The following is a 21,045-nucleotide window of genomic DNA, read 5'->3' as shown; positions in this document are numbered from 1 at the left end:
GGCGCGGAGGCCGCCGCCGTGCTGACGGTGCTGCCCTGCGCGGCCAGGCGCGCTTCCAGTTCCACCACGCGCAGCTCGAGCGCTTCGAGCTTGGCGCGGGTCTTGGCCAGCACCTGGGCCTGGATGTCGAACTCTTCGCGGGTGACCAGGTCGAGCTTCGAGAAGCCCTGGGTCATCATCGCCTTGACGTTTTTCTCGATGTCCTTGGCCGGCGAGCTTTCCAGCGCCTGGTTGATCTTGCCCTGGATGTCATTGAAGAAGCTGTTCATGTCCATTTCCTTTCAGTCGGATCGCACTGCACCACGACAGTGCGTTGCACTCCGCTTTGGTGCGCCGCGCCGCGGCGGATGCCTGGCGCTGGGGTTTCCCCCGTTATTCGAATCGCAAATGGGGCGGATGGCTGAGAAAACAAGCATTCCAGCAGCACTCCGTCGCCGTTTCGATGGTTTTTCAAGCTGGCACGCATCCTGCTAAAGAGTGGGCAGGCGTGTAGCAAACCAGATTGTAAACCGCAACAGCGCGCGCCACGGTTCAGCCGTCGAACGCAGCTGTTGAAAATAAGGGGAATGTCATGAAGTGCAACACCATTGCAGCAGCAAGCCTGGCCGTGCTGGCCTTGTCGAGTGTTCCTGCGTTTGCGCAAGAAGCTGCTCCTGAGCATCAAATCAGCTACAACGCCGCCATCACCAGCGACTACCGTTACCGCGGCCTGTCGCAAACCCGGTTGGATCCGGCGCTGCAGGGCGGCGTCGACTACGTGCACGGCCCGACCGGCCTGTACGTGGGCACCTGGCTGTCCACCATCAAATGGACGAAAGACCTCGGCGGCGACGGCGACATCGAATGGGACGTCTACGGCGGCAAGCGCGGCAACCTGAGCGAGAACCTCACCTATGACGTCGGCGGCCTGTACTACTGGTATCCGTCGAACGACCTGAGCCCGCGCGCCAACACCTTCGAACTGTATGCGCGCCTGGGATTCGGTCCGGCCTACGTCAAGTATTCGCACTCGACCACCAACCTGTTCGGCACCGCCAACAGCAAGCGCAGCGGCTACCTGGACCTGGGCGCCGACATCGACGTCTACGAAGGCGTGTTCCTGAACCTGCATGCCGGGCGCCAGGAAGTGAACAACAACAGCATGTACTCGTACACCGACTACAAGGTGGGCTTGAGCAAGGACTTCGGCCTGGCCACCGTCTCGCTGGCCTGGGTCAAGGGCAATACCAAGGCCTACCGCAGCCCGGAAGGCGAGAACCTGGGCAAGTCCTCGGCCGTGCTGACCGTGTCCAAAACTTTCTGAAACGCATTTTGAACGAGACAGAGGTATCACCATGAAAATGATTACCGCCATCATCAAGCCCTTCAAGCTGGACGAAGTCCGCGAAGCGCTGTCGGAGATCAACGTACAGGGCATGACCGTGACCGAAGTGAAGGGCTTCGGCCGCCAGAAAGGCCACACCGAGCTGTATCGCGGCGCGGAGTACGTGGTCGACTTCCTCCCGAAGATCAAGATCGAAGCGGCCGTCGACGACGCCGTGGTCGAGCAGGTGATCGACGCCATCTCGGGCGCTGCCCGCACCGGCAAGATCGGTGACGGCAAGATTTTCGTGGCCGACCTCAACCAGGTCATCCGTATCCGTACCGGCGAGACCGGCAACGACGCACTCTAAGGGGAAGCCGAATGAAGCATACCGTTACCAAAGTCCTCGCCGGCCTCGCTGCAGCCGGCCTGGCGCTGCCGGCGCTCGCCGCGCCCACCGTCAACAAGGGCGACACCGCGTGGATGTTCGTCGCCACGCTGCTGGTCATCATGATGTCGATCCCGGGCCTGGCGCTGTTCTACGGCGGCCTGGTGCGCGCCAAGAACATGCTGTCGGTGCTGATGCAGGTGTTCATGGTGTTCTCGCTGATCATCGTCCTGTGGTGCCTGTACGGGTACTCGCTGGCCTTCACCCAGGGCAATGCCTTCATCGGGGGCTTCGACCGCGTCTTCCTGAACGGGATCTATGACGCCGCGGCCGGCACCTTCAGCCAGGCCGCCACCTTCAGCAAGGAGACCATGATCCCCGAATTCATCTTCGTCGCCTTCCAGGGCACCTTCGCCGCCATCACCTGCGGCCTGATCGTCGGCGCCTTCGCCGAGCGCGTGCGCTTCTCGGCCGTGCTGCTGTTCATGGTGATCTGGTTCACCTTCGGCTACCTGCCGGTGGCCCACATGGTCTGGTTCTGGGCCGGCCCGGATGCGATTTCGGATGCCGCCAGCCTGGCGAGCGTCACCGAGAATGCCGGCTTCCTGTGGCAGCACGGCGCACTCGACTTCGCCGGCGGCACCGTGGTGCACATCAATGCGGCGGTGGCCGGCCTGGTCGGCGCGTATGTGATCGGCAAGCGCATCGGCCTGGGCCGCGAATCGATGGCCCCGCACTCGCTGACCATGACCATGATCGGCGCCTCGCTGCTGTGGGTGGGCTGGTTCGGCTTCAACGCCGGCTCGGCGCTGGAAGCGGGCGACGTGGCCGCGCTGGCCTTCATCAACACCCTGCTGGCGACCGCCGCGGCGGCCGTGTCGTGGATGTTCGGCGAGTGGGCCTTCAAGCGCAAGCCTTCGCTGCTGGGCGCGGTGTCGGGCGCGGTCTCGGGCCTGGTGGCGATCACCCCGGGCGCCGGCTTCGTCGGCCCGATGGGCGCACTGGTGATGGGCCTGCTGGCCGGCGTGGTCTGCCTGTGGGGCGTGACCGGCCTGAAACGCCTGCTGGGCGCCGACGACTCGCTCGACGTGTTCGGCGTGCACGGCGTGGGCGGCATCCTGGGCGCGCTGCTGACCGGCGTGTTCGCGGCGCCGCAGCTGGGCGGGCAGGGCGTCTGGGACTACGTCGCCAACAAGGCCTCGCCGGATTACTCGATCGCCGGGCAGCTGCTGGTGCAGGCCGAGGCGGTCGGCGTGACCATCGTGTGGTCGGCGCTGGTGGCCTTCATCGCCTTCAAGCTGGTGGACGTGGTGGTGGGCCTGCGCGTACCGGCCGATGCCGAGCGCGAAGGGCTGGACATCACCAGCCATGGGGAGTCGGCTTACCACCTGTAAGCGCGATGTTCCAAGGAAGGCGCCCGCATGGGCGCCTTTTTACGTTTACGACAAGTATGCGGACTTTAAATAAGGATATTCGTCCATACCTAAGGCTACCGATATAATTCGAATAAGCCACTACTAGGACGTCCACACCATGGTTCCGCACCTCGCCACCGCCCTGACCGGTCCCCTCCTGGACCTGGAAAAGAAGATTCTCGAAGCCACGCCCGCCATCGAACGCTGGTTCCGCCTCGAGTGGCAGGAGCATACGCCGCCGTTCTATTGCTCGGTCGACCTGCGCAATGCCGGCTACAAGCTGGCGCCGGTCGACACCAACCTGTTCCCGGGCGGCTTCAACAACCTGTCGACCGAGATGCTGCCGCTGACGGTGCAGGCCGCCATGGCCGCGATCGACAAGTATTGCCCGGATGCACGCAACCTGCTGATGATCCCGGAAGTCCACACGCGCAACCCGATGTACCTGCAGAACGTGGCGCGCCTGATGCAGATCTTCCGCCAGACCGGCCTGCACGTGCGCCTCGGCTCGTTGTCGCCGGACGTCACCCAGCCGACGCCGCTGGCGCTGCCTGACGGCAACATGCTGGTGGTGGAGCCGCTGGTGCGTTCGCCGAACGGCCGCCGCGTCGGCCTGGCCGATTTCGATCCCTGCACCATCCTGCTGAACAACGACCTTTCGAGCGGCATCCCTTCGATCCTGGAAAACATCCACGAGCAGTCGCTGCTGCCGCCGCTGCACGCCGGCTGGGCGCTGCGCCGCAAGAGCAACCACTTCAAGGCCTTCGACGAAGTGGCCAAGAAGTTCGGCAAGCTGATCGAGATCGACCCCTGGCTGGTCAACCCGCTGCACAGCAAGGTCGGCGAAATCGACCTGCAGCAGGACGTCGGCACCGAGCAACTGGCCGATGCCGTCTCGGCCCTGCTCTCGAAGATCAAGAAGAAGTACAAGGAATACGGCATGAAGGAGCAGAAGCCCTTCGTGATCGTCAAGCCCGATGCCGGTACCTACGGCATGGGCGTCATGACGGTGAAGGATGCCAGCGAGGTGCGCGACCTGAGCCGCGCCCAGCGCAACAAGATGACCGTCATCAAGGATGGCGTGGCGGTCACCGACATGATCGTGCAGGAGGGCGTACCGACCTTCGAATCCATCAACGACGCGGTGGCCGAGCCGGTGGTGTACATGATCGACCGCTACGTGGTGGGCGGCTTCTACCGCGTGCACGCCGAGCGCGGCATCGACCAGAACCTGAACGCCCCGGGCTCGCAGTACGTGCCGCTGGCCTTCGCCCAGCAGCACGCGGTGCCGGACCTGAAAGCCAAGCCGGGCACGGCGGCGCCGAACCGTTTCTACGTGTACGGCGTGGTGGCGCGCCTGGGCCTGCTGGCAGCCTCGCTCGAGCTCGAGCGCACCGATCCGAACCCGGAAGTTTATTAATCCGAAACACACCGGGGTCAGGTCTGACATTTAGACACGAGCTCGAGCATGGACAAAGTTGTATTGCTCAGTTCGTGTCCGAATGTCAGACCTGACCCTCGCAGTATGGGTAGCTTCGGGGCGGCTGGACGGCATTCCGGCGGGGCTCGTCCGCGAGCTTTCGCGTTTCCGGCTAAAATCGGGGTATCTCCTGCCATGGATGCCCCATGAAAATCGCTTTCCTCGCCGACCCGCTCTCCACGTTCAAGATCTACAAGGATTCGACTTTCGCGATGATGCGCGAAGCCGCCAGGCGCGGCCACGCCGTCTACGCCTTCGAACAGCGCGACATGGTGCTGGAAGAGGGCGTGGTGACGGCGGTCGTCACGCGCATCCACCTTACCGGCGAGGCCGACCAATGGTACCGCGCCGACCGGCCGGAAAGCGTGGAGCTTTCGTTCTTCGACGCCGTCATCGAGCGCAAGGACCCGCCCTTCGACATGGAATACGTGTACGGCACCTACCTGCTGGAGCTGGCCGAGCGCCAGGGCGCGCGCGTGTTCAACCGCCCGGGCGCGATCCGCGACCACAACGAGAAGCTGACGATCGGCCAGTTCAGCCAGTACACCTCGCCAACCCTGGTCAGCTCGAGCGCGGCGCGGCTGCGCGCCTTCCACGAGAAGCACGGCGACGTGATCTTCAAGCCGCTCGACGGCATGGGCGGGGCCGGCATCTTCCGCGTCAAGGACGACGGCATGAACCTGGGTTCGGTGATCGAGTCCCTGACCGGCAACGGCAAGCATACGATCATGGCGCAGAAATTCATCCCCGCCATCAAGCAGGGCGACAAGCGTGTGCTCGTGATTGACGGCAAGCCGGTGCCGTTCACGCTGGCGCGCATCCCGCAGGGGAACGAAGTGCGCGGCAACCTGGCCGCCGGCGGCCTGGGCGTGGCGCAGCCGATCACCGCGCGCGAGCGCGAGATCGCCGAGGCCATCGGCCCGGAACTGGCGGCGCGCGGCCTGTTGCTGGTAGGATTGGACGTGATCGGCGATTTCCTGACCGAAGTGAACGTCACCAGCCCGACCTGCTTCCAGGAGATCGCCGACCAGACCGGATTCGACGTGGCCGCGATGTTCATCGACGCGGTCGAACTGAAGGCAACAAAGTAAGCGAGATCCACTGACATGGTAGGCATCCTGCTGATGACCCACGCTCCGCTGGGCCAGGCATTCATCTCCGCGGTGGCCCACGTATTCCGTGGCCCCACCGAGCGCTTCGAGGCGATCGACGTGACCGCCGACCAGGACCTGGCCCAGGTGAACGCCCTGGCCAAGGAGGCGATCGCGCGCCTGGACGAGGGCGACGGCGTGCTGGTCATCACCGACATCAAGGGCGGCACCCCGTCCAACTGCTGCAACTCGCTGCATGATGCCGGCCACGTGGAAGTCATCGCCGGCATCAGCCTGCCGATGCTGCTGCGTGCGATCACCTACCGCCGCGACACCCTCGACGTGGTCGTGGAAATGGCCCTGGCCGGCGCCCAGAACGGCGCCGTGCGGGTGGATAACCGCATCCGCGTCGGATCGAGCTGAACACCCCATCCTTTTTGGCCACGCGCATAAAACGAGACAATAAGCGAGAACATGATTCAACAGGAATTCGAGATCATCAACAAGCTGGGCCTGCACGCCCGCGCCTCCGCCAAATTCACCCAGCTGGCCGCCAAGTTCAAGAGCGACGTCTGGCTCACCCGTAACGGCCGCCGCATCAATGCCAAGTCGATCATGGGCGTCATGATGCTCGCCGCCGGCAAGGGCGCCAAGGTGCTGCTCGAGGCCGACGGTCCCGACGAAGAAGCATGCATCGCCGCCCTGGGTGGCCTGATCAACGACAAGTTCGGCGAAGGCGAGTAATGCCGCGCGAAGCGGCAGCTCCCCGCCACACGGGACCCTCGATGGCATCGTTCACGCTCCACGGCATTCCGGTTTCGCGCGGCATCTCGATCGGCCGCGCGCACCTGCTCACGCCGGCCGCGCTCGACGTCAAGCACTACCTGGTCCCGGAAGAACAGGTCGAGGCCGAGGTCGCGCGCCTGCAGCACGCCATCGCCGAGGTGCACCGCGGCCTGCAGGCCCTGTGGACCGAGCTGCCCAAGGACGCCCCGACCGAACTGGGCGCCTTCATCGACGTGCATGCGCTGATCCTGTCCGACCCGATGATCTCGGAAGCGCCGCTCGACATCATCCGCACCCGCCACTACAACGCCGAATGGGCGCTGGTGACCCAGATCGACGAGCTGTCGAGCCAGTTCGACGAGATCGAGGACGAGTACCTGCGCGAGCGCAAGCACGACATCCAGCAGGTCGCCGAGCGGGTGCTGAAGGTCCTGATGGGCACCGCGCTGGAGATCCCGCCGCCGCTGGCGGGCGAGGACCACGCGCCGCCGCAGATGATCGTGGTCGCCCACGACATCTCGCCGGCGGACATGCTGGCCTTCCGCGACCGCGACGGGGAGACGCGCTCTTTCATCGGTTTCGTCACCGACGTCGGCGGCCAGAACTCGCACACGGCGATCGTCGCGCGCTCGCTCGACATCCCGGCGGTGGTCGGCATGAGCCAGGCCTCGCGCCTGGTCGAGCAGGACGACTGGGTGATCATCGACGGCGACGCCGGCGTGGTGATCTGCAACCCGAGCCAGCTGGTGCTGGAACAGTACCGCGCGCGCCAGGCCGCCCTGATCAAGGCGCGCAAGCGCCTGCTCAAGCTCAAGAAGACCCCGGCGGTGACCAAGGACGGCACCCCGGTCACGCTGCTGGCCAACATCGAGCTGCCGGACGACTGCCCGGCCGCGCTGGATGCCGGCGCGATGGGCGTCGGCCTGTTCCGCTCCGAGTTCCTGTTCATGGGGCGCGGCGGACTCGGGAATGCGCTGCGCATCCCGAGCGAGGACGAGCAGTTCGAGCAGTACCGCAAGGCGGTGGTGGCGATGAAGGGCCGCCCGGTCACCATCCGCACCCTCGACGTCGGCGCCGACAAGCCGCTCGACCCGACCGAGCACACGGCCCTCAACCCGGCGCTGGGCCTGCGCGCGATCCGCTACTGCCTGGCCGAACCCCAGCTGTTCCTGACCCAGCTGCGCGCGATCCTGCGCGCCTCGTGCTACGGGAAGGTGCGGATCCTGATCCCGATGCTGGCGCACGCCTTCGAGATCGACCAGACGCTCGCCATGATCGAGCAGGCCAAGGCCCAGCTGCGCGCCGAGAACGTCAAGTACGATCCAGGCGTGGAAGTCGGCGCCATGATCGAGATCCCCGCCGCCGCGCTGGCGCTGCCGATGTTCGTCAAGCGCATGAACTTCCTGTCGATCGGGACCAATGACCTGATCCAGTACACGCTGGCGATCGACCGCGTCGACTACGAAGTGGCGCACCTGTACAATCCGCTGCACCCGGCGGTCCTGATGCTGATCGCCCAGACCATCGCCACCGGCCAGAAGGCCGGCCTGGACGTCGCCGTGTGCGGCGAGATGGCGGGCGACACCAAGCTCACCCGCCTGCTGCTGGGCATGGGCCTGCGCGAATTCTCGATGCATCCGGCGCAGCTGCTGTCGGTGAAGCAGGAAATCCTGAACAGCGACCTGTCCGCGATCACCACCCGCACGCGCCGCATCCTGCGCTCGATCGAGCCGAACGAGATCGCCAGCGCGGTCGAGCAGCTCCAAACACTCTGACAAGAAACACCTCCACAGCTTCCATGGGATCGATCGGAAACGTCACACCACAGGCGATGCACTTCGCCGAGCCGCTGCGCCTGCAAAGCGGCGCCAGCATCGGCGACTACACGCTGATGTATGAAACCTATGGCACCCTGAACGCCGACAAGTCGAACGCGGTCTTGGTCTGCCACGCGCTGAACGCCTCGCACCACGTGGCGGGCACCTATGCCGACCAGCCCAAGAGCCAGGGCTGGTGGGACAACATGGTCGGCCCCGGCAAGCCGCTCGACACCAACCGCTTCTTCGTGATCGGCGTGAACAACCTCGGTTCCTGCTTCGGCTCGACCGGGCCGATGCACACCAACCCGGCCACCGGCAAGCCCTATGGCGCGGCCTTCCCGCTGCTGACGGTGGAAGACTGGGTGGCGGCGCAGGCACGCCTGGCCGACCGCCTCGGCATCGACTGCTTCGCGGCCGTGATGGGCGGCTCGCTCGGCGGCATGCAGGCGCTGTCGTGGAGCATCATGTTCCCCGAGCGCCTGCGCCACTGCATCGTGATCGCCTCCACCCCCAAGCTGTCGGCCCAGAACATCGCCTTCAACGACGTGGCGCGCCAGGCCATCCTGACCGACCCGGACTACCACGGCGGCGACTTCTACGAGCACGGCGTGGTGCCGAGGAACGGCCTGAAGGTGGCGCGCATGGTCGGCCACATCACCTACCTGTCGAACGACGACATGGCGGAGAAGTTCGGCCGCAAGCTGCGCAACGCGGCCGAGACCAATGACTACAAATTCGATTTCGGCATCGACTTCGAGATCGAGTCCTACCTGCGCTACCAGGGCGACAAGTTCTCGGAATACTTCGACGCCAACACCTACCTCCTGATTACCAAGGCGCTCGACTACTTCGACCCGGCGCGCGTCCACGGCGGCGACCTGGCCAAGACGCTCGAGGGCACAAAGGCCCAGTTCCTGATCGCTTCCTTCACCACCGACTGGCGCTTCTCGCCCGAGCGCAGCCGCGAGATCGTGGAGGCGCTGCTGTCGAACCGGCGCAAGGTGACCTATGCCGAGATCGACGCGCCGCACGGCCACGACGCCTTCCTGCTGGAAGACCCGCGCTACATGGCGGTGGTGCGCGCCTATTACGACCGCATTGCCCTCGAACTCGCAGGCAAGGAGGCCGCATGAACCTGAACGACCTGAACGCCCTGCGTCCCGACCTGGCCTTCATCGCCGACTGGGTGCGCGAGCGCGCCCACGTGCTCGACGTCGGCTGCGGCGACGGCGCCATGCTGCGCTACCTCGAGCTGAGCAAGGGCTGCACCGGCTACGGCGTCGAGATCGCCGACGACAAGGTGCTCGAGAGCACCCAGCGTGGCATCAGCGTGATCCAGCACGACATGGAACAGGGCCTGGACCTGTTCCGCGACAACGCCTTCGACGTGGTGCTGTGCCTGTCCTCGCTGCAGATGATGCAGCACGTCGAGGCGCGCCTGCGCGACATCGTGCGGGTCGGCCAGGAAGCCATCGTCTCCTTCCCGAACTTCGCCTACTGGCCGCACCGCGTGGCGCTGATCCGCGGCCGGATGCCGGTCTCGCGCACGCTGCCCTACCAATGGTTCGACACGCCCAACGTGCGCTACGCCACCATCCACGATTTCAAGGACCTGGCCGAGAAGTGCGGGCTGGAAGTGCTGGAATTCGTGGCGCTGGCCGAAGGCCGGCCGGTAAGCTTCCTGCCCAACCTGCGCGGCAGCCTAGCGGTATTTCGTTTGCGCAAGAAAACCGGCGTGGTGGCGTGAACGGATAGCTTCTTATGTGCGGTGGCGGCTTGTCGAGCCGGCCGCCATCCGCGATGATCGGCGCTATACAGCTTCCAACCCGTTACTTTCCTTGGAGATAGTGCTGCTAAGAACAGCCTATCGGTGACGAATGAAAAAACTTAAACACTTGGCCGCCAGCTTTGCCCTGCTCGCCGCATTCGGCACGGCCGGCGTCGACCTGGCCATCGCGCAGGATAGCCGCAACACGACGGTCCAGGACGGCATACAGGTCCGCCCATTGTCGCGCCTGAGCAAGTTCATTCCGGCAGAACAACTCAACGAAGCGGCGGCGCAGCAATACACGGAAATGATGAGCCAGGCGCAACAGAAAGGCGTGCTGCTGCCGGCCTCGCATCCTGAAGTCCAGCGCCTGCGCGCCATCGCCAAGCGCATCATCCCGCACACGGCGCGCTGGAACCAGGACGCGACCCAGTGGCAGTGGCAGGTCAACCTGATCGACTCGAAGGACGTCAACGCCTTCTGCATGCCGGGCGGCCGGATCGGTTTCTTCACCGGCATCCTGAGCTCGCTGAAGCTGACCGACGACGAAGTGGCGGCCGTGATGGGGCACGAAATCGCCCACGCCCTGCGTGAGCACAGCCGCGAAAAAATGGCGAAGCAGGGGCTGACCAACATGGGCGCGCGGGTTGGCGGCGCCCTGATCTCGGGCATCTTCGGCATCGATCCGGGCATCACCGGCACGATCGCCAGCTATGGCGCCCAGTTCGCCGGCCTGAAGTTCTCGCGCGACGACGAGCGCGAGGCCGACCTGGTCGGCCTGGACATCTCGTCGCGCGCCGGCTACGACCCGCGCGCCGGCATCGCGCTGTGGCGCAAGATGGCCGCGCTGAACCAGCGCGCGCCGATCGAGGTGTTCTCGACCCACCCGGGCGGCGAGAGCCGCATCAAGGACATGGAAAGGCACATGAACGTGCTGTTGCCGGTGTATGCGCGCGCCAAGGGCACCTCGGTCGCCAAGCTGCCGCCTTACCAGACCAATGTCGCCCTGCGTTGATGGTTGGAGTGCATGAGTAAAGGCAGGAAAGGGCACCAGGCCGAAGCCAACGCCTACGTTCCCTTGCCGACCCGCGACGGCGTCGCGCCCAGCTACCTGTGGATCACCGAGACGCGGGCCGGCGGCATGCTGCGCTTTCTCGCCGAACGCTTTCCCGACGTGCCGGAAGCCGCCTGGGCGCGGCGCCTGGCGCGCGGCGAGATCGTCGATGCGAAAGGGACATCCTTGCAGGCGGACAGCCAGGTGCGCCAGGGCATGCGCATCTGGTACTACCGCGAGCTGGAACAGGCCGAAACCCCGATCCCGTTCCGGGAACGGGTGCTGTTCCAGGACGAGCACCTGCTGGTGGCCGACAAGCCGCACTTCCTGCCGACCATCCCGACCGGGCGCTTCCTGCACGAGACCCTCCTGGTTCGCCTGAAGAAGCAGTTCGATCTGCCGCACCTGGTGCCGATCCACCGCTTGGATCGCGAGACCGCGGGCGTGGTGATCTTCTCGCACAATCCGGCGTCGCGCGGCGCCTACCAGTCGATGTTCCAGAAACGCGTGGTGACCAAGGTCTACGAGGCCCTGGCAGGCCCGATCGAGGGCCGGGAATTCCCCTTCACCTACCGCAGCCGCATGCAGGACGCGGAGCAATTCTTCGTGAGCGCGGAAGTGCCGGGCGAGCCGAATTCGGAAACCCTGGTCGAGCTGATCGAGCGGCGCGGCGAGGTGGCGCACTACCGGCTGCACCCGCACACGGGCCGCAAGCACCAGCTGCGCCTGCACCTGTCCGCGCTCGGCGCGCCGATCCTGAACGATGCCTTTTACCCGGTGGCGCTGCCCTGCAAGGGCGATGATTTCAGCGCGCCGCTGCAGCTGCTGGCGCGCTCGATCGCTTTCGAGGATCCGCTGGACGGCCGGCCGCGCCGCTTCGAGAGCGGCTTCCGGCTCGACTGGCCTTGAAGCCCTTCGGGCCTGTCAGGAAATAATCCCCGGCAGGTCGACCACCCACTGCGGCGAGCCGATGACCGCCACGTTCCCCGCGAGGTCGAGCACGGCCTCGTTGTTCATGTGCAGGTTGTAGAGGCCGGTCATCGAGATCCTGAAGTTCAAGACCGAGTCTGGACCGGCCGCGCTGTCGCTGGTGTACCAGTTGTTGCTGCTGCCGGTGAAGTTCAGCAGGTCGCCGGCGGCCTGCACCAGCTTGAACAGGCCGGTCGGACGGAACACGATCTGTTCGCTGAAGCCGAGCTTGAACTCGCGCGAGAGCTTGTTGCTGTCAAAACCGGTCACCGTCGGGCCGGTGGTGTCGATCACCAGGGTGAAGGCATTCGATGCGGCGCTGGTATTGCCCGCCTGGTCGATCTGCCTTGCCGTGATGAGGTAGCTGCCGTCGGTGGTGAACTTGTCGGCATCGCGCACCGTCAGTGTCCAGTTGCCGGCCGCATCCGCGCTCTGGCGGCCGATCTCGCGGCTGCCCGCGTACAGGACGATCGTGGCGCCGGCTTCCGCGCCGCTGCCCTTGAAGGTCGGCGTGGTGTCGTTGGTGATGTTGTCGGTGTTCGAGCTTCCGCTGTCGCTCGCCGCATCCAGGTCCGGCAGCGCCAGCTTTGCCGGCGGGGTGGTATCGATCCTCAGGTTGAACGATTCCGAATAGCCGCTCTTGTTTCCCGCGACGTCGTACTGCTTCAGGCCGACGCTATGGTAGCCGTCGCCGAGGACGGTGCTGGTGATGGTCCAGTTGCCCAGGGCGTCGGTGACGGTGTTGCCCACCTCGCGCTCGTCCACGAACAGCGCGACGACGCTGTTGGCCATCGCCCCGCTGCCGTGGAAGGTCGGGGTGGCGTCGCGCGTGATGCCGTCGCTGTTCGAGATGCCGGTGTCGCTCGAGGCGGCCAGCAGCGGCTTGGGCGGGGCGCTGTCCGGGCCGGTGAGGTCGACCACGACCCTGACCGATGGGGATTCGGCGCCGAGATTGCCGGCCCCGTCGACCTGGCGCACCTTGAAACTGTGCTCGCCTTCATCCAGCGGGGAGCTGACATAGGCGGTCCAGTTGCCGGTCCCGTCGCTGTAGCCGCTGCCGTATTCGGTCGTGCCGGCGAAGATCTTGACCTCCGTGTAGGGCTCGGCACCGCTGCCGCGCAGGGCCACCCAGCGCTCCCTGGTGATGCCGTCGCTGTCCGAGATGCCGGTGTCGCTGGCGAGGAAGGCGTTGGGCAGGGCGGCGGGGCCGACGGTGTCGATCGTCAGCTCCAGCACCATTGATGCTGCGCTGACATTGCCGGCGCGGTCGACCTGCTTCACCGTGATGCCGTGTTTGCCGTCCGCCAGCGGCGTCGTCGCGCCGAGGGTCGCCGACCACTGGCCGGCGGCATCGGCGCTGGCCGTCGCCAGCAGGGTCGCGCCGTCGTAGATCTGGACGCCGGCATGGGCCTCGACCACGCCGCTCAGCGTGGGCGCGTTGTCGCTCGTGATGCGGTCCCCGACATTGCCCGTATCGCTTGCGCTGCTCAAGGTCGGCTCGGCCGGCGCCACCGCGGCGACGGTGTCGATCGTCAGCACCAGCGGCGCGGAAGCGGCGCTGCGGTTGCCGCTGCCGTCCACCTGCCTGACCGTGATCTCGCGCACGCCGTCCGCCAGCGGCGTGGCCGCACCGAGCGTCAGGCTCCAGCTGCCATCGCCGGCTGCGGTGGTGGCGCCGAGCAGCTCGGCGCCTGCGTAGAGCTCGACCGTGGCATGGGCCAGGGCGGTGCCGGACAGGGTGGGCGAATTGTCGCTGGTGATGCCGTCGCCGGGCGTGCCCGAGTCGCTGGACAAGGCCAGCACGGGCGCCGCCGGCGCCGGCGGCGCGGCCGGGGCGTCGCTCGCGCCGCCGCTGATCGTCAGCGCCAGCGCCGGGGAGGCGTCGCTCCTGTTGCCGGCGCGGTCGACCTGCCTGACCGTGATGTCGTGCAGGCCATCCGCCAGCGGCGCGGCCGCGCCGATGGTCGCGCTCCAGGCGCCGGCGGCGTTGGCGACGGCGGTGCCGAGCAGGGTGGCGCCGTCGTAGATCTCGACCGTGGCATGGGCCTCCGCGCTGCCGGACAGGGTCGGCGAATTGTCGCTGGTGATGCCGTCGCCGAGCGTGCCGGAGTCGCTGCCGGCGTCCAGCACGGGCGCCGCCGGCGCCACCGGAATCGCGGTATCGATCGTCAGCGTCAGCGCGCTAGAGGCGGTGCTGGTGTTGCCGGCGCGGTCGCGCTGGACCACGGTCAGCTCGTGCACGCCGTCCCCCAGCGGGAGGATCGATGCGATGCTCCAGGCGCCGGCGGCGTCGGCGGTGGTGCTGCCCAGCCAGGTCGTGCCCTTGTAGATGCTGATGCGCGCGTGGGCCTCGCCCTTGCCGTGCAGGGCGGGGGAGGCGTCCTTGGTGATGTTGTCGCCCAGCGTGCCGGAATCGCTGGCTGCGGACAGCGTGGCCGCCGCCGGGGCCGTGGGGGCGATCGTATCGACCACCAGGTCGATCTTGCTTCCGTAGCCGCTGCCGTTGTAGATGCCGTCGCTGAAGTCGATATGGGCCGCGTCCAGCAGCTTGCCGGACAGGTCGGCCACGTTGCCGGCCAACTGCGAGGTGTCGGCAATGCGCAGGCTGGCGATGTCGTCGCCGGCTTCGATCGTGTAGGTAAACAGCATCTCGCTGCCGTACACGTCGTCGAGCACGGCGCGCTTGCCGTTGCTGAGGATGAGCGAGGGCGCGGTGTCGCCCGCCACCTTCACCTGCTCGCTGAAGCTGACGTAGAACTGGATCTGTTCGCCGGCGCGGTAGTAGCCGTCGGCGGCATGGACGGTCACGCGCTCGGCGCTGGGCAGGTGGCCGTCGTCGGTATGGAAAGAGATTTCGTACTCGCCGAACGGATTGCCGGCCATGTCGGTCAGCGTGCGCGGCAGGATGATGGTGTAGCCGGTGTCGGGCATCATCTGGTGCACCGCGGCCGGAATGCGCAGGGTGAGACCGTCCGCCGACAGCCAGCCGGTGTCGAAGGGGATGCTGCGATGGCCGTCGCCGATCCAGATCGTCAGCACATCTTCCTTGTACTCCGGGTCGTCGTTGTCGGTATCGGCGAACCAGCGCACGGCTTCGGTAAAGCCGATCACCAGGTCGGCACCGAGGTCGATGTCGACGCCGCCTTCGGGCGCGCTCTTCACGCCGGGCGCCTCGGTGTCCACCGTGACGGTGCGCGTCGCCGCCGGGCTGGCGTGGCCGTTGCCGACCACGCGCGCCACAATGGTGTTCGGTCCGTCGTCGAACAGATGGGCGGGCTGGTCGCCGGCGCGCTCGCTCTCGCTGTCGTAGCGCCAGGTGGTGATCCCGTTCTCGGTCGAGAAGCCGATCTTCGCCGGGTCGACCGTGCGGCCATTGATGACCAGCTCCAGGTGCTCGCCTTCGTCGATCGTGCCCACCAGGGTGCCGGAAACGACCTGGCGCGGGTCGTTGGTGATGCCGTCGTCCGCGCTGAGCCCGTTGTCATGGACCAGGAGGATCCGGGCGCCGACATGCGAGTCGACCAGGGTGTCGACCGCATAGGGTGCGGAGGTGACGGTGCCGCTGTGCGGCAGGCTGTCGCGCGGCTGGACGGCGGCCAGGTTCAGGCGCACGACGTTGGACGCGGAATCGACGCTGTCGTCCTGCACCAGGCGGAAGTGCCAGCTCAGGCCGTCCTCGCTGCGCGCGAGGTACTCGACGCGCGCGTGTTCGGCGCTGAACACCCCAAGGGGCACCGCGTCGACCGCATGCGAGAAGCTGACGAGCATCTCGAGCGGCGCGCCGGCCTTCAAGACCCCGTCCGCAATTGACACGGTCGCGCTCAGGCCCGGCGGCGGCGGCGGTGGCGGCTCTGCCGGCGGTGTGGTGAAGGCCGCGCTGCCCGGCAGCGTGATGGCCGCGAGCGGCTTGCCGCCGCTGAGCAGTGTGCCCGTGCCCATGTACACGTTCAGCGTGGCGCCCGCAGGCAGGCCGGCGCCACTAAAGCTCAGCTGGTGGCTCTCGCTGATGCTCACCTGGTCGAGCGACAGCTCTTTGGCGAAGCTGCCGCCCACTACACGCAGCCTGGGTTCGCCGGTGACGCGGTCGATCACGGTCTGCACGGCGCCGTCCGTCACGAAGATCGAACCGCTGCCCTTGCTGATGGCACCCGCAAATGTCAGGCGCACCCCGTCGGTGGTCCAGGCGGTGTCGATCGGGAATACGGAGGGGGGAATCGTGGTCGTGGGCATGGCCGGCTTTTGTTGTTATTAAATTAACTAAACATTCTGGTTGGAAAGTTACCAGACGGATAGTATCAACAAAAAGGCATGCCATTTCGCCAAAGCGGGCGATATGCTGTGTTTTCGCATCATCCCGGCAGCGAATCCCCCCGGGATGGGGGGGGGCAGGTCGCGGACAGGATTAGAAGCTCAGCTTATAAATTCTGCTGAACTATTAGAGATCGTAATCAATGATGAGCGGGGCGTGGTCGCTGAAACGCTCGTCCTTGTAGATCGACACCGACTTGGCGCGCGCCGCGATGCCCGGGGTGGCGACGTGGTAGTCGATGCGCCAGCCCACGTTCTTGGCATAGGCCTGGCCGCGGTTGCTCCACCAGGTGTAATCGGCGGCGTCCGGCGCCACCCTGCGGTGCACGTCCACCAGGCCGATTTCGTCGAAGATGCGGGTCATCCAGGCGCGCTCTTCCGGCAGGAAGCCGGAATTCTTCTGGTTGCTCTTCCAGTTCTTGAGGTCGATTTCCTTGTGCGCGATGTTCCAGTCGCCGCAGATCACGACTTCACGGCCTTCCGCTTTCAGCTCCTGCAGGTGGGGCAGGAACACCTCCATGAAGCGGAACTTGGCCAGTTGGCGCTCCGGCGACGAGGAGCCGGACGGGCAATACACCGAGATCACGGTCAGGTTGCCGAAATCGCAGCGGGTATAGCGGCCTTCGGCGTCGAATTCCATGCAGCCGAAGCCGATGCGCTTGTTGTCCGGCGCGACGCGGCTGTAGACGCCGGTACCCGAATAGCCCTTCTTCTCCGCGTAGTGGAAGTGGCCGTGGTAGCCGTGGGGCGCGAGGAATTCCTCGGTCATGTCGGCCTGCTGCGCCTTCAGTTCCTGCACGCAGATGAAATCGGCGGACTGGGTGGCGAGCCAGTTGAAGAAACCTTTCTTGTGGGCGGAACGGATACCGTTCAGGTTCGCGGAGATAATTCGTGGCATGGATCTGGTCAAGGTAACAATGCGGAGCGACGCGGCAGGGCGGCGCGGGAGCGCGACAGTGTAGCGTGTTTTGCCGGACGCCGGAATGGCGCGGCAAGGACGTTACAATACGTGCTTTCGAAATTTTGGGAGAAGCACGTGAGCGATCTGCGCCAGGAGTTTATTTCGTTTTCGGTGAAGGCCGAGGTATTGCGCTTCGGTGAATTCACCACCAAGGCCGGGCGTCAGTCGCCGTACTTCTTCAACGCCGGCCTGTTCCACGACGGCGCGACACTGGGCCAGCTGGCCCAGTTCTACGCCCAGACCCTGCTCGACTCGGGCGTGCAGTTCGACATGCTGTTCGGCCCGGCCTACAAGGGCATCACCCTGGCCAGCGCGACCGCGGTGGCGCTGGCCGCCAAGGGCCGCAACACCTCCTTCGCCTACAACCGCAAGGAAGCCAAGGATCATGGCGAGGGCGGCACCATCGTCGGCGCCAAGCTGGCAGGGAAGGTCGTGATCATCGACGACGTGATCTCGGCGGGCACCTCGGTGCGCGAATCGGTCGACATGATCCGCGCCGCCGGCGCCGAACCGGCCGCCGTGCTGATCGCCTTGGACCGCATGGAGCGTTCCGGCAAGGACGGCGCGCTGTCCGAGCATTCGGCGGTGCAGCAGGTGTCGAAGGAATTCGGCATCCCGGTGATCTCGATCGCCAACCTGGACGACCTGTTCACCTACCTCTCGAACGCGGGCGGTGCCGAGCTGGGCGCGCACAAGGACGCGGTGGCGGCCTACCGCACGCGCTACGGGGTATAAGAAGCGGCAGCCTGGCCATCACTCCCGGGTGGCCTTTTTCGCGCGGCCTTGGGTCATCAGGAACTTGGCCAGCGCGTGGTAGGCAGGAAGCGAAGTAGGGTCGTTCGCCGTATTTCCTGCATTCGGGTGGCTGGCAAATCGCGCGATCACCATCTCTGCCTTGGGATCGATGTAGAGCGCCTGGCCATGGACGCCACGGGCCATGAAGGCGCCATGCTCGTTATGGGTCACCCACCACATGCTGCGGTAAGACCATCCGGGCAGCAGCTTGTATCCTGCCTTCGCAAAATGGCCCCGATCGGCACCTTTCCGGATATCCTCGATCGCCGCCCTGGGCACGATCTGTTGTCCGTTATAGCGGCCGTCGTTGCGGATCATCTCCCCGAACTTCGCCAGGTCACGCAGCCCGGTGCTCAACCCGCCGCCCGCGAAAGGCGTCCCGGTCGAATCGACCGACATATAGGCGTCCTGTTCGGCGCCAAGCTTGCTCCAGAGTCGCTCGGAGAGTAGCTGCGCCACGGAGCGCCCGCTCACGCGTGCCAGGATCCACCCGAGTGCATCGGTATTCGCGGTCCGGTAGTGGAAGGCCTCGCCATGCAAGCCCTCCGGCTGCACGGTCTGCAGGAATTCATAGTAGGAGCGCGGGCCCTGGTAATCCTTCGGCTTCGGCAAGGGATTGCCGGCCGCGGCGTGCATCCAGACTTCCGCCTTCGGATCGGCGTAGTCTTCGCTGAACTTGATGCCAGTGGTCATGTCCATGACCTGGCGCACGGTGGCATTGCCGAAGGCGGAGCGCTTCAATTCAGGGACGTAGTCAGCCACCTTGCGCTCGGGGCTCAATGTCCCCTCCGCAACCATCATGGCCGCCAGCGTGCCGACGAAGGTCTTGGTGACGGACATTGCGCCGTGCTGTCCTTCCGGCTTGAGGACGCCGAAGTAGCGCTCGTAGACGATGCGCCCCTGGTGCAGAACGATGATGCCATCCGTATAGTTGGCCAGCAGCGAATCCTGCCAGCTCATCGGCTGATCGCTCCCCAGGGGCAGGAAGCTGATGGCGTCGATGTCCTTGCGAAGCTGGCGCTTGAGCGTGACCGGCGCGCTCAATCCCCGTGAGACGTTGACGGTCGGCATGAGCTGCCTAAAGTTGGAAACACTCCAGCGCAGCGCAGGAAATGTGAAGTAACTCCCATCCTCGAATCGCAGGATACGGTCGGGCGGCGGCGGAGAGCCGACCATCCAGCCAAGCCTGGCTGGATCGGATTCAATGGCATCAAGGACTTTCTCGCCGGCGGAAGCCAGGCCAGGCGCGAGGCTTGCCATGAACACCGTTGCAAGCACTGCCGGTACAACAGCTCGTGCAGATCTGTGTTCCATGTTCTCTCCCTGCATCAGGTTCCGATAATCAAGGGATGTGCTGCCGATATACCGAGCCTAGTATAGGCACAAATAAAAAAGACCGGAGCAGGCTCCGGTCTTCCTGGGTGGGACGGGTGGACAGCTCAGCCGGCCAGCTTCTTCTTCAGCAGCTCGGTCACCTGGGCCGGATTGGCCTTGCCCTTCGAGGCCTTCATGGTCTGGCCGATCAGGGCGTTGATCGCGGCTTCCTTGCCGGCGCGGTACTGCTCGACCGACTTGGCATTGGCTGCCAGCACTTCGTCGACGATCGCTTCCAGCGCGCCCGTATCCGAGATCTGCTTCAGGCCCTTCTGCTCGATCACGGTGTCGGCCAGGTTCTCGTCAAGCGACTTGGCTTCCCACATGGCGGCGAACACTTCCTTGCCAGCCTTGTTCGAGATGGTGCCGTCGGCGATGCGCTTGAGCAGCAGGGCCAGCTGGGCGGCGGATACCGGCGAGTCGTCCAGCTCGACGCCTTCGCGGTTCAGGGTCGACGACACGTCGCCCATCATCCAGTTGGCGGCGGCTTTCGCGTTTTCCTTGCCGGCCGCAAGCACCACGGCCTCGTAGTAGGTCGCCATCGCCTTCGAGGAGGTCAGCACCAGGCTGTCATATTCCGGCAGGCCGTACTCGCCGGTGAAGCGGGCGCGCAGGGCGCCCGGCAGTTCCGGCATGTCTGCCTTGACGCGCTCGATCCAGTCCTGGCCAATCACCAGCGGCGGCAGGTCCGGGTCCGGGAAGTAGCGGTAGTCCTGCGCGTCTTCCTTGGTGCGCATGGAGCGGGTTTCCTTCTTGTCCGGGTCCCACAGGCGGGTGGCCTGGATCACCTTGCCGCCGTCTTCGATCAGCTCGATCTGGCGCCGCACCTCGTAGTGGATCGCTTCTTCCATGAAGCGGAAGGAGTTCAGGTTCTTGATCTCGCAGCGGGTGCCGAATTCCTTCTGGCCGACCGGACGCACAGAGACGTTGACGTCGCAGCGGAAGGAGCCTTCCTGCATGTTGCCGTCGCAGACGCCCAGCCACACGACCAGCGAGTGCAGGGCCTTGGCATAGGCCACGGCCTCGTTCGCGCTGCGCATCTCCGGCTCGGACACGATCTCGAGCAGCGGCGTGCCGGCGCGGTTCAGGTCGATGCCGCTCATGCTGGCATAGTCCTCGTGCAGCGACTTGCCCGCATCTTCCTCGAGGTGGGCCCGGGTCAGGTTGACGGTCTTGGTCTCCAGCTTGCCGTCCTTCTCGTAGGCGAAGCTGATGGTGCCGCCCTGGACCACCGGGTCCTCGAACTGGCTGATCTGGTAGCCCTTCGGCAGGTCGGGGTAGAAGTAGTTCTTGCGGGCGAAGACCGATTGCGGCGCGATTCTAGCGCCCACGGCCAGGCCGAAGCGGATCGCGCGCTCGACGGCGCCGCGGTTCAGGACCGGCAGCACGCCCGGCAGCGCCAGGTCGACCGGGCTGGCCTGGGTGTTCGGCTCGGCGCCGAAGCGGATCGAGCTGCCGCTGAAGATTTTCGAATTGGTCGTGAGCTGCACGTGGTTCTCAAGACCGATGACGACTTCCCATTGCATAGTGTGT

17 protein-coding genes and 1 pseudogene are annotated in these 21,045 nt (G+C 65.6%); 13 read left to right on the top strand and 5 right to left on the bottom strand.

Annotation, left to right across the window (positions count from 1 at the left end; all coding sequences use genetic code 11):
- Positions 1-47: 47 nt before the first annotated feature.
- Positions 48-275: pseudogene (locus tag ACK6C6_RS24135) on the bottom strand (accessory factor UbiK family protein); the annotation flags it as partial.
- 296 nt (positions 276-571) lie between these two features.
- On the opposite strand from ACK6C6_RS24135, the gene ACK6C6_RS24130 reads away from it, so the two are divergent.
- The 12 genes from ACK6C6_RS24130 to ACK6C6_RS24075 all read left to right on the top strand — a co-directional run bounded on the left by ACK6C6_RS24130 (position 572) and on the right by ACK6C6_RS24075 (position 12,014).
- Entirely contained in the window at positions 572-1,303 is a 732-nt protein-coding gene (locus ACK6C6_RS24130; RefSeq protein WP_036210353.1) for a TorF family putative porin, read from the top strand.
- Positions 1,304-1,334: 31 nt separating this feature from the next.
- On the top strand, positions 1,335-1,673 hold the full coding sequence (gene glnK, locus ACK6C6_RS24125; protein WP_027865875.1) for a P-II family nitrogen regulator: 339 nt from the start codon (positions 1,335-1,337) through the stop codon (positions 1,671-1,673).
- An 11-nt stretch (positions 1,674-1,684) separates the two neighbouring features.
- Positions 1,685-3,085 (top strand): ammonium transporter, encoded by a 1,401-nt coding sequence (amt, locus tag ACK6C6_RS24120; protein WP_292037875.1) that lies wholly within the window; start codon positions 1,685-1,687, stop codon positions 3,083-3,085.
- Positions 3,086-3,224: 139 nt separating this feature from the next.
- Entirely contained in the window at positions 3,225-4,526 is a 1,302-nt protein-coding gene (gshA, locus tag ACK6C6_RS24115) for a glutamate--cysteine ligase (protein ID WP_036210361.1), read from the top strand.
- Positions 4,527-4,732: 206 nt separating this feature from the next.
- A complete protein-coding gene (gene gshB / locus ACK6C6_RS24110; protein ID WP_409269672.1) occupies positions 4,733-5,677 on the top strand; it encodes a glutathione synthase in 945 nt (314 codons plus the stop codon).
- Positions 5,678-5,692: 15 nt separating this feature from the next.
- Positions 5,693-6,100, top strand: a complete 408-nt coding sequence (locus tag ACK6C6_RS24105) for a PTS sugar transporter subunit IIA (protein WP_209589681.1) — start codon at positions 5,693-5,695, stop codon at positions 6,098-6,100.
- 51 nt (positions 6,101-6,151) lie between these two features.
- Positions 6,152-6,421, top strand: coding sequence for an HPr family phosphocarrier protein (locus tag ACK6C6_RS24100; RefSeq protein ID WP_027865870.1), 270 nt, complete (start codon positions 6,152-6,154; stop codon positions 6,419-6,421).
- A gap of 41 nt (positions 6,422-6,462) precedes the next feature.
- Positions 6,463-8,238 carry a phosphoenolpyruvate--protein phosphotransferase gene (gene ptsP / locus ACK6C6_RS24095; RefSeq protein WP_409269721.1) on the top strand — a complete coding sequence of 592 codons (1,776 nt, stop codon included), beginning with the start codon at positions 6,463-6,465 and terminating at the stop codon, positions 8,236-8,238.
- A gap of 23 nt (positions 8,239-8,261) precedes the next feature.
- Positions 8,262-9,416 (top strand): homoserine O-acetyltransferase, encoded by a 1,155-nt coding sequence (locus ACK6C6_RS24090; protein ID WP_152570935.1) that lies wholly within the window; start codon positions 8,262-8,264, stop codon positions 9,414-9,416.
- Positions 9,413-10,030, top strand: coding sequence for a methionine biosynthesis protein MetW (gene metW, locus ACK6C6_RS24085; protein ID WP_036210373.1), 618 nt, complete (start codon positions 9,413-9,415; stop codon positions 10,028-10,030). The genes ACK6C6_RS24090 and metW overlap by 4 nt, the downstream gene beginning before the upstream one ends.
- Positions 10,031-10,160: 130 nt before the next feature.
- On the top strand, positions 10,161-11,066 hold the full coding sequence (locus ACK6C6_RS24080) for a M48 family metallopeptidase (RefSeq protein ID WP_036210375.1): 906 nt from the start codon (positions 10,161-10,163) through the stop codon (positions 11,064-11,066).
- 12 nt (positions 11,067-11,078) lie between these two features.
- On the top strand, positions 11,079-12,014 hold the full coding sequence (locus tag ACK6C6_RS24075) for a pseudouridine synthase (RefSeq protein ID WP_409269669.1): 936 nt from the start codon (positions 11,079-11,081) through the stop codon (positions 12,012-12,014).
- A 15-nt stretch (positions 12,015-12,029) separates the two neighbouring features.
- Here the strand turns inward: ACK6C6_RS24075 and ACK6C6_RS24070 are convergent, their stop codons facing one another.
- Entirely contained in the window at positions 12,030-16,304 is a 4,275-nt protein-coding gene (locus ACK6C6_RS24070; RefSeq protein ID WP_409269667.1) for an Ig-like domain-containing protein, read from the bottom strand.
- Positions 16,305-16,509: 205 nt separating this feature from the next.
- Positions 16,510-17,280: an exodeoxyribonuclease III gene (locus ACK6C6_RS24065; protein ID WP_409269665.1), complete on the bottom strand. Its 771-nt coding sequence runs from the start codon at positions 17,278-17,280 to the stop codon at positions 16,510-16,512.
- 138 nt (positions 17,281-17,418) lie between these two features.
- Between ACK6C6_RS24065 and pyrE the strand changes: the two genes are divergently transcribed.
- Positions 17,419-18,078 carry an orotate phosphoribosyltransferase gene (gene pyrE, locus ACK6C6_RS24060; protein WP_209589676.1) on the top strand — a complete coding sequence of 220 codons (660 nt, stop codon included), beginning with the start codon at positions 17,419-17,421 and terminating at the stop codon, positions 18,076-18,078.
- An 18-nt stretch (positions 18,079-18,096) separates the two neighbouring features.
- Here the strand turns inward: pyrE and ACK6C6_RS24055 are convergent, their stop codons facing one another.
- Together ACK6C6_RS24055 and gatB are read right to left on the bottom strand one after the other, a co-directional pair.
- Complete coding sequence (locus ACK6C6_RS24055; protein WP_409269663.1) at positions 18,097-19,398, bottom strand: serine hydrolase domain-containing protein; 1,302 nt, start codon at positions 19,396-19,398, stop codon at positions 18,097-18,099.
- 179 nt (positions 19,399-19,577) lie between these two features.
- Positions 19,578-21,038, bottom strand: coding sequence for an Asp-tRNA(Asn)/Glu-tRNA(Gln) amidotransferase subunit GatB (gene gatB, locus ACK6C6_RS24050; protein ID WP_409269661.1), 1,461 nt, complete (start codon positions 21,036-21,038; stop codon positions 19,578-19,580).
- Positions 21,039-21,045: the final 7 nt, after the last annotated feature.

This window comes from Massilia sp. BHUDP2, assembly GCF_046236355.1.
GTDB classification, from domain to species: Bacteria; Pseudomonadota; Gammaproteobacteria; order Burkholderiales; family Burkholderiaceae_D; genus Telluria; species Telluria varians.
Note: the sequence above shows the minus strand (reverse complement) of the source record. Positions and strands in the feature narration are given on the sequence as shown.